Origin of the sequence: Dysgonomonas hofstadii (assembly GCF_014196915.1) — a bacterium.
GTDB lineage: Bacteria > Bacteroidota > Bacteroidia > Bacteroidales > Dysgonomonadaceae > Dysgonomonas > Dysgonomonas hofstadii.
The window spans coordinates 86,802-103,370 of sequence record NZ_JACIEP010000002.1 but is presented as its reverse complement, the minus strand read 5'-3'; the positions used below and the strand labels follow the sequence as shown (position 1 = coordinate 103,370).

At 39.5% G+C, this 16,569-nt stretch carries 14 protein-coding genes; 11 read left to right on the top strand and 3 right to left on the bottom strand.

All coding sequences use genetic code 11. The features are described 5' to 3' along the window. Positions 1–9: 9 nt before the first annotated feature. From GGR21_RS02405 to asnS, 9 genes are all read left to right on the top strand, one after another. Complete coding sequence (locus tag GGR21_RS02405) at positions 10–693, top strand: zinc metallopeptidase (protein ID WP_183305582.1); 684 nt, start codon at positions 10–12, stop codon at positions 691–693. Between the two features lie 126 nt (positions 694–819). Continuing rightward, the gene (locus GGR21_RS02400; protein ID WP_246347973.1) at positions 820–1,950 is read left to right on the top strand and encodes a metallophosphoesterase; all 1,131 of its coding nucleotides are present in this window, start codon (positions 820–822) and stop codon (positions 1,948–1,950) included. Next, positions 1,951–3,147, top strand: a complete 1,197-nt coding sequence (locus tag GGR21_RS02395) for a metallophosphoesterase (RefSeq protein WP_183305580.1) — start codon at positions 1,951–1,953, stop codon at positions 3,145–3,147. 112 nt (positions 3,148–3,259) lie between these two features. Next, on the top strand, positions 3,260–4,921 hold the full coding sequence (recN, locus tag GGR21_RS02390; protein WP_183305579.1) for a DNA repair protein RecN: 1,662 nt from the start codon (positions 3,260–3,262) through the stop codon (positions 4,919–4,921). 13 nt (positions 4,922–4,934) lie between these two features. After that, a complete protein-coding gene (locus GGR21_RS02385; RefSeq protein WP_183305578.1) occupies positions 4,935–5,723 on the top strand; it encodes a PhzF family phenazine biosynthesis protein in 789 nt (262 codons plus the stop codon). A gap of 4 nt (positions 5,724–5,727) precedes the next feature. Beyond that, entirely contained in the window at positions 5,728–6,831 is a 1,104-nt protein-coding gene (locus GGR21_RS02380) for a DegT/DnrJ/EryC1/StrS family aminotransferase (RefSeq protein WP_183305577.1), read from the top strand. 144 nt (positions 6,832–6,975) lie between these two features. After that, positions 6,976–8,319: an adenylosuccinate lyase gene (purB, locus tag GGR21_RS02375; protein ID WP_183305576.1), complete on the top strand. Its 1,344-nt coding sequence runs from the start codon at positions 6,976–6,978 to the stop codon at positions 8,317–8,319. 73 nt (positions 8,320–8,392) lie between these two features. Next, on the top strand, positions 8,393–9,751 hold the full coding sequence (locus GGR21_RS02370; RefSeq protein ID WP_183305575.1) for a pseudouridine synthase: 1,359 nt from the start codon (positions 8,393–8,395) through the stop codon (positions 9,749–9,751). Between the two features lie 203 nt (positions 9,752–9,954). Then, positions 9,955–11,352: an asparagine--tRNA ligase gene (gene asnS, locus GGR21_RS02365; protein ID WP_183305574.1), complete on the top strand. Its 1,398-nt coding sequence runs from the start codon at positions 9,955–9,957 to the stop codon at positions 11,350–11,352. 62 nt (positions 11,353–11,414) lie between these two features. Here the strand turns inward: asnS and GGR21_RS02360 are convergent, their stop codons facing one another. The 3 genes from GGR21_RS02360 to panC all read right to left on the bottom strand — a co-directional run bounded on the left by GGR21_RS02360 (position 11,415) and on the right by panC (position 14,043). Then, positions 11,415–12,746, bottom strand: coding sequence for an MATE family efflux transporter (locus tag GGR21_RS02360; RefSeq protein ID WP_183305573.1), 1,332 nt, complete (start codon positions 12,744–12,746; stop codon positions 11,415–11,417). Positions 12,747–12,818: 72 nt separating this feature from the next. After that, a complete protein-coding gene (gene panD / locus GGR21_RS02355; protein ID WP_183305572.1) occupies positions 12,819–13,172 on the bottom strand; it encodes an aspartate 1-decarboxylase in 354 nt (117 codons plus the stop codon). A gap of 19 nt (positions 13,173–13,191) precedes the next feature. Then, positions 13,192–14,043: a pantoate--beta-alanine ligase gene (gene panC / locus GGR21_RS02350; RefSeq protein ID WP_183305571.1), complete on the bottom strand. Its 852-nt coding sequence runs from the start codon at positions 14,041–14,043 to the stop codon at positions 13,192–13,194. Between the two features lie 230 nt (positions 14,044–14,273). On the opposite strand from panC, the gene GGR21_RS02345 reads away from it, so the two are divergent. Continuing rightward, entirely contained in the window at positions 14,274–15,080 is an 807-nt protein-coding gene (locus GGR21_RS02345) for a glycogen/starch synthase (protein ID WP_183305570.1), read from the top strand. 96 nt (positions 15,081–15,176) lie between these two features. Continuing rightward, on the top strand, positions 15,177–16,562 hold the full coding sequence (locus GGR21_RS02340; RefSeq protein WP_183305569.1) for a DUF4270 domain-containing protein: 1,386 nt from the start codon (positions 15,177–15,179) through the stop codon (positions 16,560–16,562). Positions 16,563–16,569 lie beyond the last annotated feature (7 nt).

Genomic DNA, 16,569 nt, shown 5'->3' with positions numbered 1-16,569 from the left:
ATAAGAAATATGTTTATAGGTTGGATTTTGTTGATACTTATCGCAGTTGCCGGATTTATAGTTCAGCAGATGCTGAAAAGTAAGTTTAATAAATATTCGAGAATTCCTCTCGATAGCGGGATGACTGGCCGCGATGTCGCCGAAAAAATGCTTCATGATAACGGAATATATGACGTGAAAGTAATATCTACGGCCGGAATGCTGACAGACCATTACAATCCTGCAAACAAAACAGTAAACCTGAGTGAGGGTGTTTATGCAAGTAATAGTGTGGCCGCAGCTGCTGTAGCTGCCCACGAATGCGGGCATGCCGTACAGCATGCATATGCATATGGCCCGTTAAAGATGCGTTCGACACTGGTTCCGGTTGTTAGCTTCGCTTCACAATGGGTAATGTGGGTTCTGTTGGCTGGAATATTTATGATAAATCAATTTCCTGCACTGATATGGATTGGTATAGGACTATTTGCCCTGACCACTATATTTAGTTTTATAACCCTTCCGGTAGAGATCAATGCCAGCCAGAGAGCATTGGTATGGCTGAATACTGCAGGTATTACCAGTGTAAACAACCATGATATGGCCAAGGACGCATTAAAATGGGCAGCCTATACATATGTAATAGCAGCAATAAGTTCACTGGTAACTCTTATCTATTATATAATGATTGCACTGAGTGGCAGACGTAATTGATAAAAGAACGAAAGAATAAGAGGAAGAGTAGCTTTTGAGGCTGCTCTTTTTTTATAATGAGTTAATAATCTTTATCTTTGTGCCTTTCCCGAAAATAAAACCATTAGGTAACACCGAATGAAATCTATGATGTTTGTAATTATTTTTATAGTCTACTTACTTGTAAATTACTATGTATTTCGCCATGTATGGATAGCTATGCCCCCCACAACAGTAGGGCGGACTTGTCTTATCTCATTTGCTGTGATCGCTGTATTGTCTTTTTTCCTGTCTTTCCTACTTGGTGATTCCATGCCTGTGTGGATGGCTTCCACTCTGTACAAGATAGGGACAGCATGGTTCTTTATCTTATTATACTTCTTCATAGTGATGGCTGTCAAGGACTTATTCGGTCTTACAAATAAGCTGTTCCATTTTATGCCCAGCGATGCTATTACCCGCTATACAAAGGAGAACTGGGTAGGATTGGGATTTATGATCGGGTTCATAGCTTTGGTTATGATCTGCGGCTATCTTAAATATAACTGGAAGTTGCGGGTGGAACTACCGCTAACAATAGATAAACCCATTAATGATTCCACAGCTTTTGGCCCTTTGCGTATAGTCGCTATCAGTGACCTGCACTTAGGATATGGTATCGGAAAAAGTGAATTTGAAAAGTGGGTGGATGTTATAAATGCCGAAAAGCCGGATATCGTACTTATCGCCGGAGATATAATAGATAATAGTGTGCGTCCCCTCAATGATGAAAATTTTGCCGAAAGCTTCCATAAAATAAAGGCTCCGATGGGAATTTACGCCTGTGCCGGAAACCATGAGTATATAAGCGGAATGAAAGAAAGCACTGCTTTTATAGAAAAAACAGGGGTGCATCTGTTACGTGATTCTGTTGCGCTGATCGATAGCTCTTTTTATGTGATTGGGCGTGACGACCGGATGAATGAAAACCGCAAATCAGTGAAAGATTTAGTCGCCAATCTGGATAAAGCCAAACCGGTAATTATGCTCGACCATCAACCATACCATCTGGAAGAAGCGGAAGAAAATGGCATTGACCTGCAAATATCGGGACATACACACCAGGGGCAGGTATGGCCGATTTCAATGATAACAAAGGCTATATATGAAAAAGATCACGGTTATCTGAAAAAGGGAAATGCGAATATATATGTAAGTTCGGGTATCGGTATCTGGGGTGGAAAATTCCGCATCGGCACACAATCGGAATATGTTGTAATAGACATCAATAAGGAATAAATGAGAGTATTTTTCAATGCAATAATAGTTCAGGTAGTACTCAGTATTTATATATACTGGTGGGGTTGGCGCGCTCTGCCCGATAAGAAGTATATCAAGATCCCTTATGCCACTGTTTTTATAATTGAATTGATCATTTATTTTATTGGTTTTTTTACTTCGGGTTCAGGGCTTTTGCCCTTCGATGCATTGCACGATCTGGCATGGGTCGGCACTACATGGATGATCTTTGCTATTTATATGACAGTGCTTCTGTTGATATACGATCTTGTAAGATATATAAATTATAAATGGAAATTCTTGTCCGGAACTCTTGACCTGAAGGCTAAGAAAAACCGTCTTATATATTTTTGTGCCTCCTTACTTTTGGTTATCGGAGTAATGGTTCATGGTAATTATAAGTTCTGGAATCCTGTGGTTACCGAAATGAATCTGACTGTCGATAAACATTCTCCTAATGTAAAGAATCTGCGTATTGTTGTCGCAACGGATATACATGCCGGATATCTTATCGATAAGGATATAATATCAATGTACGTAGATAAGATCATGGCCCAGAAGCCTGATATTATATTGCTGGTAGGAGACATTATTGATTACGATGCTAAGTCATTATATGAGCAACGGATGGAAACAGAGTTCTTCAGGTTGAAAGCTCCTTATGGAGTATATGCTTCCACGGGGAATCATGAATATATTGATATAGGGGAAAAGAAGGATGAAAAAATATTATGGTTAAGTGAAAAAGCCGGACTGACAGTCCTTCGTGATACGACAATACTGATTGCCAACTCTTTTTATCTGGTTGGCCGTGAAGATGATCTTGCGGAAAATCGTAAATCGCTGCCCGAAATTATGCAGGGAGTGGATAAAGATTTGCCAGTCATTGTGATGAACCATGAACCTCACTATCTCGATCAGGAGGTAGAGGCTGGTGCGGATATCGCATTGTATGGGCATACTCATAACGGACAGTTTTTTCCCAATAATGTGTTCATGGCTCTAAATTCAAAAATTTACAATGCGGGTATCATTCCAAAAGATAAGAAACCAAAATTTATGTATGAACTGCCTTACGGCTATAAGAAGAAGGGCGATACCCATATTTATGTATCTTCCGGTCTTGGACTCGCAGGCCCGCAGTTTCGTATAGGTACGATTTCGGAAATAGTAGTGCTAAATGTCTCTTTCAAATGAAACATTGAAGTTACTTAATCATAATTGACTAGGTCGATTCTTCGAATTCTTCAATTTTAATTCTTCGTTCTTCATTCAAAAATATCTATCTTAGCATGCGTAAATTGAAACTATGCTAAAATCTCTATACATAAAAAACTATGCACTGATAGATAGTCTCGAGATAGACTTCGAATCGGGTTTTTCTGTCATTACAGGCGAAACAGGTGCGGGTAAGTCCATCATACTCGGGGCTCTGTCTCTCATTCTGGGGCAACGTGCCGATATCAAAGCTATTAAGCAAGGAGAGAGCAAATGCATTATTGAAGGATCTTTCGATGTTTCGGCTTATGACCTGAAAGCCTTTTGTGAAGAAAAAGATATAGAGTACGATCCGGATAGTTATATTTTCCGGCGCGAGGTTCTTTCGTCAGGAAAGTCCAGGGCCTTTATAAATGATTCGCCTGTCAGTCTAAACGACCTGAAAGAGCTTGGTGGACGCCTTATTGATATCCATTCCCAGCATCAGAATCTGATGTTGAGCGATAGCCGTTTCCAGATGCAGGTTGTAGATGCTCTGGCCGGTAATAATGATCTGTTAAAGGATTATCAGAGAGCATTCCGGGCTTATCAACAGGTCGAAAAAGAACTGGAAGAACTAAGAATAGCCATACAAAAGAGTAAGGAGGAAGAAGATTATTTCCGGTTTCAATACAATTCTTTGCAAGAAGCAGCTTTACAGGAAGGAGAGCAGGAAGACCTCGAATCTGAAATGGAGATGCTAACCCATGCTGAAGATATAAAGACTGCTTTATATAAAATTCATGCCTTATTGGCTGATGACGAAAGGGGTATTGTCTCAAAATTGAAGGAAAGCCTGAATACATCCAATTCGTTAATCAAAGTATATGCAAAGGCAGAGGAAATATTGCAACGTATAGAGACTTCTTATATAGATTTAAAGGATTTGTCATCGGAAGTAGGACGATCGGCAGAGGATGTCGAATTCAATCCTGAAAGATTGTCCTTTATCGAATCCCGCTTGGATCAGTTCTATTCGCTACAGAGAAAACACCATGTTTCTTCCAATGTGGAATTATTAGCTATCTTCTCGCAACTGGAAGAAAAAATTAAGAATATAGATTCATCGGACGAGCAACTCAGACTTTTGGAAAAGGAAGTCGCGTCGAAATATGAAGCTGCATTAGCAAAAGCGGAAAAACTGACAGACCGGAGAATATCTGTTATTCCCTCTTTTGAAAAAGAACTGATGCAAAAGATTGCTTATCTGGGAATGCCAAATATCCGCTTCGAATGCCAGGTTGTAGCCGGAGATAATCTGAATATGTATGGAGAAGACAGCTTGCTGTTCTTATTCTCGGCGAATAAGAATGTGCCATTGCAACCTGTTGCGAACATTGCTTCGGGTGGCGAGATTTCACGTTTGATGCTTTGTCTCAAGTCAATGATAGCAGGAGCTACCGCTCTGCCTACCATTATCTTTGACGAGATAGACACAGGGGTGTCGGGCGAGATAGCTGATAAAATGGGTGAGATAATGCGTGATTTCGGTAAGAATATGCAGGTAATAGCTATTACTCATTTGCCGCAGATCGCAGCTAAGGGCAAAGTGCATTATAAAGTGTATAAAACGGATAATGAAGAATCTACTGTGACACATCTGGTACAGCTTTCAGATGCCGAGCGTTTGGAAGAAATAGCACGTATGCTCAGTGGTTCTACTGTAACAGAAGCTGCCATACAAAACGCGAAAGTAATGCTTAATCAGAAATAAAAAATATAACAAAATGAGACAAAAAATATATCAGGTTGATGCCTTTGCCCAACAGCTGTTTACAGGTAATCCGGCGGCTGTTTGCCCGTTAGACAGTTGGTTGCCGGACGAATTGATGCAAAAGATCGCCATGGAAAATAATCTGGCGGAAACAGCTTTTTATGTAAAAGAAAAAGATGGCAGTTTCCAGATCAGATGGTTTACTCCGGCTGCAGAAGTCGATCTTTGTGGTCATGCAACTTTAGCTACAGCATATGTGTTGTTCAACTATGAAGGGGTGAGTGAAGATATCGTTCATCTATATTCGCCCAGGAGTGGAAAACTGACAGTTGCAAAAGGCGGTGATTATTTGACTTTGAATTTTCCATCTGATGTATTTAGTGAGGTCGAGCTTACCGAAGAACTTACTGCTGGTCTCAATATTAAACCTGATGCAGCTTATCGGGGAAAGACCGATTATATGCTTGTTTATAAAAACGAAGATGAAATATTGAATATCGTTCCCGATTTTAATTTAATTTCTAAGATAGAAGCCCGGGGAATTATTGTTACAGCCAAAGGAGATAATGCCGATTTTGTATCACGTTTTTTTGCTCCACAGGTAAATGTAAATGAAGACCCGGTAACCGGGTCGGCACATACTACGTTAACTCCGTTCTGGTCTGAAAGATTGAATAAGGAAGAATTATCAGCAATACAGCTGTCCTCACGAAAAGGCTATCTTTCATGTAAGTATTTAGGCGAACGTGTGGAGATCAGCGGGCAATGTAAACTATATCTCACCGGAGAAATTTATATATGATCAGATGATTCCATTCCTGGACTTGAAACGAGAGACTGAGCCCTATGCTTCTGAAATAAAGGAGGCTATAAACCGGGTTGTTGATTCGGGATGGTATATTCTGGGAGAAGAAAAAGAACGGTTCGAACAGGAATTTGCTGCTTATTGTGGTGTGTCTCATTGTGTGGGTGTGGGGAATGGTTTGGATGCACTCCGGCTTATCCTTATGGGGTATATGGAGTTGGGTCGGATTCAGATCGGTGATGAAATTATTCTACCTGCCAATACTTTTGTTGCTACTGCTTTAGCTGTATCACAATGTGGGTTAATACCTGTTTTGGCAGATTGTGATATCGATACATATAATATAGATCCTGTTTCGGTAAAAGTGAAAATAACGGGTAAAACAAAAGCAGTAATAGCTGTTCATCTCTATGGGCAGGTGGCTTCCATGAGTATACTGACTGAAATCGCAAAGCAACACGATCTACTGTTGATAGAAGACGCGGCTCAGGCTCATGGTGCGATATATGGAAATAAAAGAGCTGGGAGTTTAGCCGATGCGGCAGCTTTTAGTTTCTATCCTGTAAAGAATTTAGGGGCACTGGGCGATGCAGGAGCAGTGACAACAAATGATAAAGAACTGGCAAGAGTGATGGGCCAGCTATCTAATTATGGTTGTGAATCTAAATATATTAATAAATATAAGGGATTGAATTCACGCCTTGATGAAATACAGGCAGCCATATTATCCGTAAAATTGAAATATCTGGATAAAGACAATTTAAAACGAAAAGAGATCGCCGGTTTTTATTCAGAGAATGTCAAGAATAAGGATATCATACTTCCGTTGCTAGATAATACAAAAAGTCATGTCTTCCATCAATATGTAATACGTTGTCCACAACGGGGTAAATTACAAGAATATTTATTAAAAGAGGAGATTCAAGCACAAGTTCATTATCCGGTAGCTATCCATAAACAAAAAGCCTATACCGAAATGTCGGGATTGAACCTTCCGGTGTCAGAAAGACTTCAGAATGAAGTGTTAAGTCTGCCGGCTTATCCCTCATTAACAGAGGAGGAACAGGAGAAAATCGCTTCTGCCTTAAATGATTGGAAAAAATAATGTAAAAAACTTAAAATATTTGTATTTTCCCCCTATTAAAAACACACTGGATGTTATATTTGTTATATCTTTGTATGATAAATCAAGTAAATAGGGATATCGAAATTTTCAGGAATATTAAAAACACAAAATTTCTTGCATTAAATGACACTAACACCCTTAACTTCCATTTCACCGATAGATGGACGTTATCGTAATAAAACCGAAAAACTAGCTGATTATTTTTCTGAATATGCATTGATAAAATATCGTGTATTGGTTGAGATAGAGTATTTTATTTCTCTGTGTGAGTTACCTCTTCCTCAATTGAAGAATATAAATAAAGCAGTTTTTAAAGATCTGAAGAAAATTGTAGAAAATTTTTCAGAACAGGATGCGTTGCGTATCAAGGACACCGAAAAAATAACAAATCATGATGTAAAGGCCGTTGAATATTTCATTAAAGAAAAGTTTGATGAACTGGGTCTGCAAGAGTATAAAGAATTTATCCATTTCGGGCTGACTTCTCAGGATATTAATAATACTTCAATACCTCTTTCTATAAAAGAAGCTTTGGATGAAGTTTATTATCCGATGTTGGAAGAGCTTATAGCTAAACTTAGAAGCCAGGCTGAAGAATGGGCAGATATCCCTATGCTGGCGAAAACACACGGGCAACCGGCTTCCCCTACACGTTTGGGAAAAGAAATAATGGTTTTTGTCAATCGGATGGAAAATCAGCTGACTTTGCTCAGGTCAATACCGATGTCAGCGAAATTCGGAGGAGCTACGGGCAATTATAATGCTCATAATGTGGCATATCCCACTTATGACTGGAAAACTTTTGGAAATAAATTTGTTTCTGAGAAACTGGGGTTAATAAGAGAAGAGTGGACAACACAGATATCGAATTATGACAATTTGGCTGCGATATTCGACGGACTTAAACGTATCGATACGATAATGATCGATCTGAACCGCGATATTTGGCAGTACATATCAATGGAGTATTTTAAACAAAAGATAAAAGAGGGAGAAATAGGCTCATCAGCTATGCCTCATAAGGTAAATCCTATCGATTTCGAAAATGCAGAGGGTAATCTGGGAATTGCCAATGCAATCCTTGAGCACCTGGCATCGAAACTGCCTGTGTCGAGGTTGCAACGGGATCTTACCGATTCTACTGTATTGCGGAATGTAGGTGTACCTATGGGACACATAGTTATAGCAATACAAAGTACATTAAAAGGGTTAGATAAATTATTGTTAAACAAGGATGCTTTATATAACGATCTGGATAATTGCTGGGCGGTTGTAGCAGAAGGTATTCAAACCATACTGCGCCGTGAAGGCTATCCTAAACCATATGAAGCTTTAAAAGCACTTACCCGTACAAATCAGGCAATAACGGCGGCTTCGATCGCTGAGTTCATTGATGGTCTGAACGTAAGTGAATCCGTGAAAAATGAATTGAGAAAAATTACACCTCATTCTTATACTGGTGTATAAATGATGGATAACCGTGAGGTTATTTTAAAACAAGCATTTGTAAACTTTTACTTTAAAAAACAAAGAGAAAAAAATGGTGACAGACAATGGAAATGAAAGAGAAAGCCGGGATGGCTTTTCTTCATCGGAAAACAAAGCAAACGGAAATGAACCTGCAAAGAAGAAAAGAGCCCGTGTCGGCGACCTGCGCAAACAGGCTTATGATGTGAATCCTGAACAGGGAAGAGAAAGGAATCCTTATAGAAATAACGATAACAGGCAAAGTTCATATAACAACCCGGATCGTCCTTCACGAGGTAATTATGATGGAGGAGAGCGCCGTTCGTATAGTGGAGGCGGTCAGAACCGCCAACAGGGAAACCGTGGGGGGTATTCCGACAATCGCGGGGGATACTCTGATAATAGAGGAGGTTATTCTGACAATCGTGGAGGTTATTCTGATAATCGTGGAGGCTATTCCGACAATCGTGGAGGTTACTCTGACAACCGTGGAGGAAACCGCAGTGGCGGTGGAAATCGTGGTGGTGGCGGATATTCGTCCGGAGGTGGCCGCCCTTCATATGGTAATAATCGCGGTGGAGGAGGTGGTTATGATAATCGTCGTCCTTCAGGTGGAGGGTATCAGCGACAAGGTCAGGGCGGTGGAGGCCGTTCCTTTGACGGTGTAAAACGGTTGGTAAAACCTGTAAAATATAAAGAAAATATTGATCCGACTACTCCTATCCGGCTTAATAAATATCTGGCTAATGCGGGAGTATGCTCACGTCGTGAGGCTGATGCATATATTACATCCGGAGTTGTAAAAGTAAACGGAGAAGTGGTAGATCAGCTGGGTGCAAAAGTTACCCGTGGTGATTTGGTTATGTTCCAGGATCAACCGGTACGTCTGGAAAGCAAAGTATATGTACTTTTGAATAAACCGAAAAATTGTGTGACAACTTCAGACGATCCTCAAAATCGTTTAACTGTAATGGACCTGGTGAAAAATGCTTGTCCAGAGCGTATTTACCCGGTAGGACGTCTTGACAGAAATACAACAGGAGTATTGCTTCTTACTAATGATGGAGATTTGGCATCAAAACTTATGCATCCTAAGTTTAAGAAGAAAAAAATATATCAGGTTACGCTTGATCGTGATGTAGCTATAGAAGACATGCAGGCAATTGCTGATGGTGTAGAACTGGAAGATGGAGAGATCCATGCAGATTCTATTGCATATCAGGCTGAAGATATGCTGAATGTAGTAGGTATAGAAATTCATTCGGGACGTAACCGTGTTGTCCGCCGTATATTCGAAAAACTCGGTTATCAGGTGATGAAACTGGATCGTGTTTATTTTGCCGGATTGACGAAAAAGAATGTGCCGAGAGGCAAATGGCGTTATCTGTCAGAAACCGAGGTGAATATGCTTCGAATGGGAGCTTTTGAATAAAATTATTATATAGGTATAAGCGTGAGATGAATCTTGCGCTTATATTTTTTACAGCAGATATTAATAAGAAACTAAAAAGTATTTATAGTAAACTGGATATAAGAAAATAGGAGGAAGTAATAAAGTAACATGATAAAGATTAGCTGAGAAAGACTACTTTTATTAACTTTGTGTGCTTTATAAAAATTCATATACTTACTAAAATGGAAAGTATTCGTAGAACAAAAATTGTAGATGTTTTTAAATCTCCCAAGTTTGGAGAGACAGTAGATGTAAAAGGATGGGTACGCACTATCCGTGGTAATAAATACGTGAGTTTTATTCACATTAATGACGGTTCTACAATACATAATCTGCAGATTGTGGCAGATATGGAGAAATTCGGAGAAGAGTTTTTCAAACCAGTTACTACAGGAGCATGTATACATGTGGTGGGAAAACTTGTGGAATCGCAGGGAAAAGGGCAGAATGCTGAAATACAGGCCAATTCCATTGAAATATATGGTACGGCAGATCCTCAGACTTATCCTTTGCAGAAGAAAGGACATTCACTGGAGTTTCTTCGTGAAATAGCCTATTTGCGTCCACGTACAAATACATTTGGCGCTATATTCCGCATTCGTCATCATATGTCTTATGCCATTCATAAATATTTCAACGATAACGGATTCTTCTATTTTCATACGCCGATAGTTACAGCCTCGGATGCTGAGGGTGCAGGTTCTATGTTTCAGGTGACAACATTGGATTTCAACAATATTCCTCGTGCAGAAGACGGACAAGTGGATTATTCCGAAGACTTTTTTGGCCGTCCGACAAATCTTACGGTTTCCGGGCAGCTCGAAGGAGAGCTTGGGGCGATGGCCTTGGGCGCTATTTATACATTCGGGCCGACTTTCCGTGCCGAGAATTCGAATACACCACGGCACTTAGCCGAATTCTGGATGATAGAGCCGGAAGTTGCTTTTTATGATATTAATGATAATATGGATCTGGCTGAGGATTTCCTCAAATACCTGATTCGTTATGCTTTGGAACATTGCAAAGACGACCTTGAATTCCTTGCTGAGCATTTCGATAAGGAGTTGATAGACCGTCTGAATTTTGTGATCGCGAATGATTTTGTCCGCCTGACTTATACCGAAGGTGTTGAAATTTTGGAAAAGAGTGGACATAAATTCGAATTCCCTGTATATTGGGGAGCTGATCTGCAATCGGAGCATGAACGTTATCTGGTAGAGAAACATTTCAAACGTCCTGTTATCCTGACCGATTATCCGAAAGAAATCAAGTCGTTCTATATGAAGCAGAACGAAGATGGAAAAACTGTCCGTGGAATGGATGTACTCTTCCCTAAGATCGGGGAGATTATCGGTGGTTCGGAACGTGAAGCCGATTATGATAAATTAATTCAGCGTACCAAAGAATTGAATATGAATACCGATCCTATCTGGTGGTACCTGGAGACACGCCGTTTTGGAACTGCTCCACATGCCGGATTCGGTCTGGGTTTTGAACGGTTGATACTGTTTATCACAGGAATGGCTAATATCCGTGATGTGATACCGTTCCCCCGTACGCCAAACAACGCAGAGTTTTGATTAACAGAAAGCAAACATAGAAAGGGCAGCAAAATAGTTTTGCTGCCCTTTGTTTTTTTTATTTATACACTCTTGTTTTGCCATTTGGCTTTGGTCAGGTATATAATAGAGAAAATAGCCAAAGGTACCCAATAGAAGTATTCTACCGCCCAACATGCCGCTACCGACATCTGTTTGTAAATCACTATCCAGAACATGGCACCTACATATATTACCATGGTGATGCATTCAAGTATTAAGGCAATCTTGGTATTTCCTGTTCCCGAAATAGAATTGAAAACCACAGTGCCAATTGCCGATATAGGGAGTGAAAACATTAGTACGATTAATGGAGTTACAGTTTGGCCGATCAATGACGCCTGATCTTTGGGCGCAATGAAAGATATCCAGAATTCAGGAGCTATCAGGGTAAATGCTATCATAAAGATAATAATGCCCAAATTGAGCAGGCAAATTTTCTTTATGAGGGGGAGTACGCCTTTTTGGTTACCCATGCCAATAGTATTGCCGACAAGTGTATTAGCTGTAGTAGCCAGCGCATTCATCGGGATGAAGAAAACCATATAAAAGCTACGTACCAGGTTTGTTATCTTCAGGGCGTCTTCGGAATGTTGTTCTATGGCCACGAAGAATATAAACCAGGTGGACATGGAAATCAGGTATTGCACCATGGTGAACGATGATATATTCAGTATGCTTTTGATGATGCTCATCCTGAATTTCATCTTTACAAAGCCATATTTCTTAAAATCTACCGTGATAAATGTATATATAAAAAAGAACAGTACCGAGACTATCTCTGACAGGACCGAAGCAATAGCAGCGCCTTCGATACCCATCTCAGGAAAGCCGAATTTTCCAAATATCAATACATAGTCTCCAATAATATTGGCAACAGCCATTGCGATAGCGTTGTAAGTAAGCACCTTGGTTCGGGCAATCCCCACGTAAAAAGCCCTGAACATGACATTAATAACTGCAAAGAAAAAGCCGTATATACGCCACGAGAGATATTGTTCGGTGGCTGCATATACCTCCGGCGATTTCAGGAAGTTAGCCAGTACGTTCTCGAGCAGGAACTGCGAAAGGAAAAACAGTATCAGGGCAAACATCTGTAAAAATATAGCACCCTGTATGACAATACTTCCTATCTTATCGTAGTTCTGTTCCCCATTGCGACGGCTGATAATGATCTGTCCGCCTATACTGAAACCGAAACAGATGGTAAAAATGGCCACGTAGTATATACCTGCCAGTCCCGACGCGCTCTGTTCTATGCCTCCCACATAGCCAAGGAAAAAGGTGTCGGTTAATTGTACTACATTTTGCGCGAGTAATCCCAGCATGATGGGAATGCTCACCCGCCATATATCTTTATATGAATATGATTGCATGATGATCTTGTGCTATTAGCTGTTATAGCTTATAGCCTTTAGTAAATGTTAGTAAAATGACTTGACTATTGGCTATTTAATTAGTTTGTTGGTTTTTGTGTCGGGAAAAGCCACCCATGGCTTAAATGTCTTTGCTTCTTCAAAATCCATTTGAGCGTACGACATAATGATGACTATATCACCGGGCTGAACTCTTCGGGCTGCAGCACCATTAAGGCAGATAGCTCCCGAACCGCGTACGCCTTTTATTACATAAGTTTCGAGACGTTCGCCGTTGTTATTGTTGACTATCTGGACTTTTTCCCCTTCTATCAGATTTACGGCATCCATCAGGTCTTCGTCTATGGTGATGCTACCTATATAATTCAAATTGGCTTCGGTCACAGTAACACGATGTAGCTTCGATTTTATTACTTCTATCAACATATCCGTGTTTCTTTCAAATTTAGCTTTCCGCTTTATATACAATGTTATCTATTAAACGAACATCGCCGCAAAAGACAGCAATGCATCCTACTATATAATTACTATCTTTCCAACCCGCAACCGGCTGTAAAGTATAGCCATCCACAATCTCGTAATATTCAACATCGAGCTCTTTAATAGAATTAATGCTATTTACGACTTTGCCGGCCGTTTCCTTCACCGGAATATTTTTCATCCATTCCTTGCTTTCAAACAATATTCTCGATATGTTAACCGCAATATTCCTCTGTTCCTGAGAGAGCCTTTCGTTGCGGCTGCTCATTGCCAGTCCGCTGGGTTCCCTGATTATTGGCATCGGGATTATCTGAGCCGGAAGATTCAGTTGTTTCACCATTTCCCGGATAATTGCCAGCTGTTGGAAATCTTTTTCTCCAAAATAAGCTCTCACAGGTTTTACTATATCAAATAAACGGCTTACAACCTGAGCTACTCCGTTGAAATGTCCCGGGCGGTGAACTCCTTCCATTACTTTGTCGAGCTGACCGAAATCGAATCGGCGTGTATCAGGCTCGGGATATATTTCTGCTTCGGAAGGGGCAAAAATAATATCAACACCTGCTTTTTCCAACAATTGACCATCGCGCTCTAATGTGCGAGGATATTTTTCCAGATCTTCTTTGTTGTTGAACTGTGTGGGATTAACAAATATACTGACCACACATACATCGTTGTCTGCCACACACTTTCCTACCAAGGATAAATGTCCCTGATGCAAAGCTCCCATAGTAGGGACCAAGCCGATCGACTTCCTTTCGGAACGCAGGGTTTCAAGCAAATTTCCCAGCTCTTTTGTTGTTTTTACAATCCTCATTTATCTATATAATGAAAACGGATACAAAGCAAGTAAATATTTATGAAATCTCGAAATAATCGGTTCTTTTTGTTCCGTTTTTTAACGAACCTATATATGTGATAAAAAATTAAGCAAAGTACTAAAAACCAGTAAATATCAAATTTTGAGAGGTAAAGTTTGCAAAAAAGAAGATTTTTTTTTATTATCTTTGTACACTCAAATGTAGAGGAACAATAGAGGAAGAATAAATGAGTACAAAAAAAGTTTTATACATTACGCAGGAGATCACTCCTTATTTACCGGAATCACCAATTGCCACAAATTGCAGATACTTGCCACAAGCTATACAGGAAAAAGGTCAGGAAATCAGGACTTTTATGCCAAAATTTGGTAGTATTAATGAGCGACGCAATCAATTACATGAGGTTATACGCCTTTCGGGGATGAACCTTATAATCGACGATACAGATCACCCTCTTATCATAAAAGTGGCATCTATACAGGCTGCCCGGATGCAGATATACTTTATCGATAACGATGATTACTTTAAACGCAAACATACTGTAGCCGACGATGCCGGTACAGAATTTAAAGATAATGACGAACGAAGTATATTCTATGTAAGGGGTGTACTGGAAACTATAAAAAAATTACGTTGGATACCTGATGTGATCGACTGTCACGGATGGATGACCGCCTTGACCGGTTTGTATATAAAAACCGCATATGCTGACGATCCTTGTTTCAAAAACTCGAAAGTTGTTTATTCGTTATATAATGATGATTTTAAAGAATCTTTTAACGGGCACTTCCTTGATAAACTGAAATTTGACGGAATAAAAGATAAACAACTGGAAGGACTGGACGGCGCAGTAGATTATGAGGCCTTATCGAATTTCGCTATTAAATATGCCGATGGAGTTATTCAAAGTGAGGGAGGAGTTAATCAGAATATACTTGATTACGCTATAAATTCAGGAAAAAACTTCCTTTCCTATCAGGGTAATTTAGAAGAATCAGTGGACGCCATCAATAATTTTTACGAGAATCTTTAAAGTATGTAAAATAAATCTAGAAAAATGCTGTTTTATTTTTTGTAAACAGCATTTTTTAAGATATTTGAGTCCCAAATTCGATTTAACATTATTTGAATGAAAATTAAAACACTTTTAAGCCTTGCAGTAGCTTTATTTGCAGTTGTTTCTATTTCGTGTGATGACAACTTAAGTTCGCTTGGTGGTAACATACAGCCCGACGGTGACGATATCATGGCAGGAGGGGATACAGTCTATGTAAAAGCCAAAACAGTTTCTTTTAAAGATTCTATATATGCCCGTACTACACGGGGGATGCTTGGCGAGTATGTGGATCCTGTTTTCGGAAAGATTAAATCGGATTATTTATGTGAATTCTTTTATCCTAAAGATACAGTAAAACCGTTTTTAGATAATGTCCTGTCGATAGATTCCGTATTTCTTAATACCGGATTTATTACTTTTTATGGAGACTCTGTATCTCCTATGGGGGTATCAGTCTATGAAATAACGTCCCCTTTGGTTCCGTTCTTTTTCACAAGTATAGATCCTGCAAAGTATTGTGATATGACCAAAGTGCTGGGACAAAGTATTTTTACAATACAGAATGTTCCTGACACAATCGATTCGGGATATAAAACTTTGAAGACAAGACTTGATTTATCTCTTGGTGACAGGATTTATAACGAATGGCTAACCAAAAAAGAGACATTTGAGAGTCCCGAAGCATTTAAAGAATTTTTTAAAGGAGTATATATTACCACTACATTCGGTTCGGGAAGTTTGATACAAACCGAGTTTACCGAAATGGATGTCCATTATACTTATACGGGACGGAATTCGGATGATACCGCCGATTCTATACGGTCGACTCTTTTAAGGCTCAGTGTTACTCCGGAAGTGATACAGATGAATCGTATAAAGAATGATTTCTCTAATATGGAGGATACGGATTATAATAATGAGAAAACTTATATGAAGACTCCGGCCGGACTTTATACTGAACTGACAATTCCTCTTGGTGAGATTCTGGATAAAATAGGCAAAGATAAAACACTTAATGCTGTAAACTTTGTGATGAAAGGATTTACCGAGGAAGAAGATAAGCTGGATACACAACGTCCGAATACAATCCTTCTTATAAACAAAGACTCGTTAGAGAATTTCTTCTATAAAAGAAAGTTACACGATAATGTCACCAGTTTTATTATGAGCTGGAACTCGTCTACCTCGTCTGGTGTTTATAATTCATATGACTTCGGTAATATAGCGGCCGCAGTGAACCATTATGCGGATTATTATAAAAATGAAGCTGTAATACCTGATCTGAAATATCTTATGATACCTATATCGATATCTACAACGACCAGTTCTTCGACCGGAAGTACGCAGGTAACGAATATATACAATCTGATGAGTCCCACTTCAGCTATATTAAGGACTGATCCAGATAACATGAAAATGAGTATTGTATATAGTAAATACAATAATAACAGAGAATAAACAGACA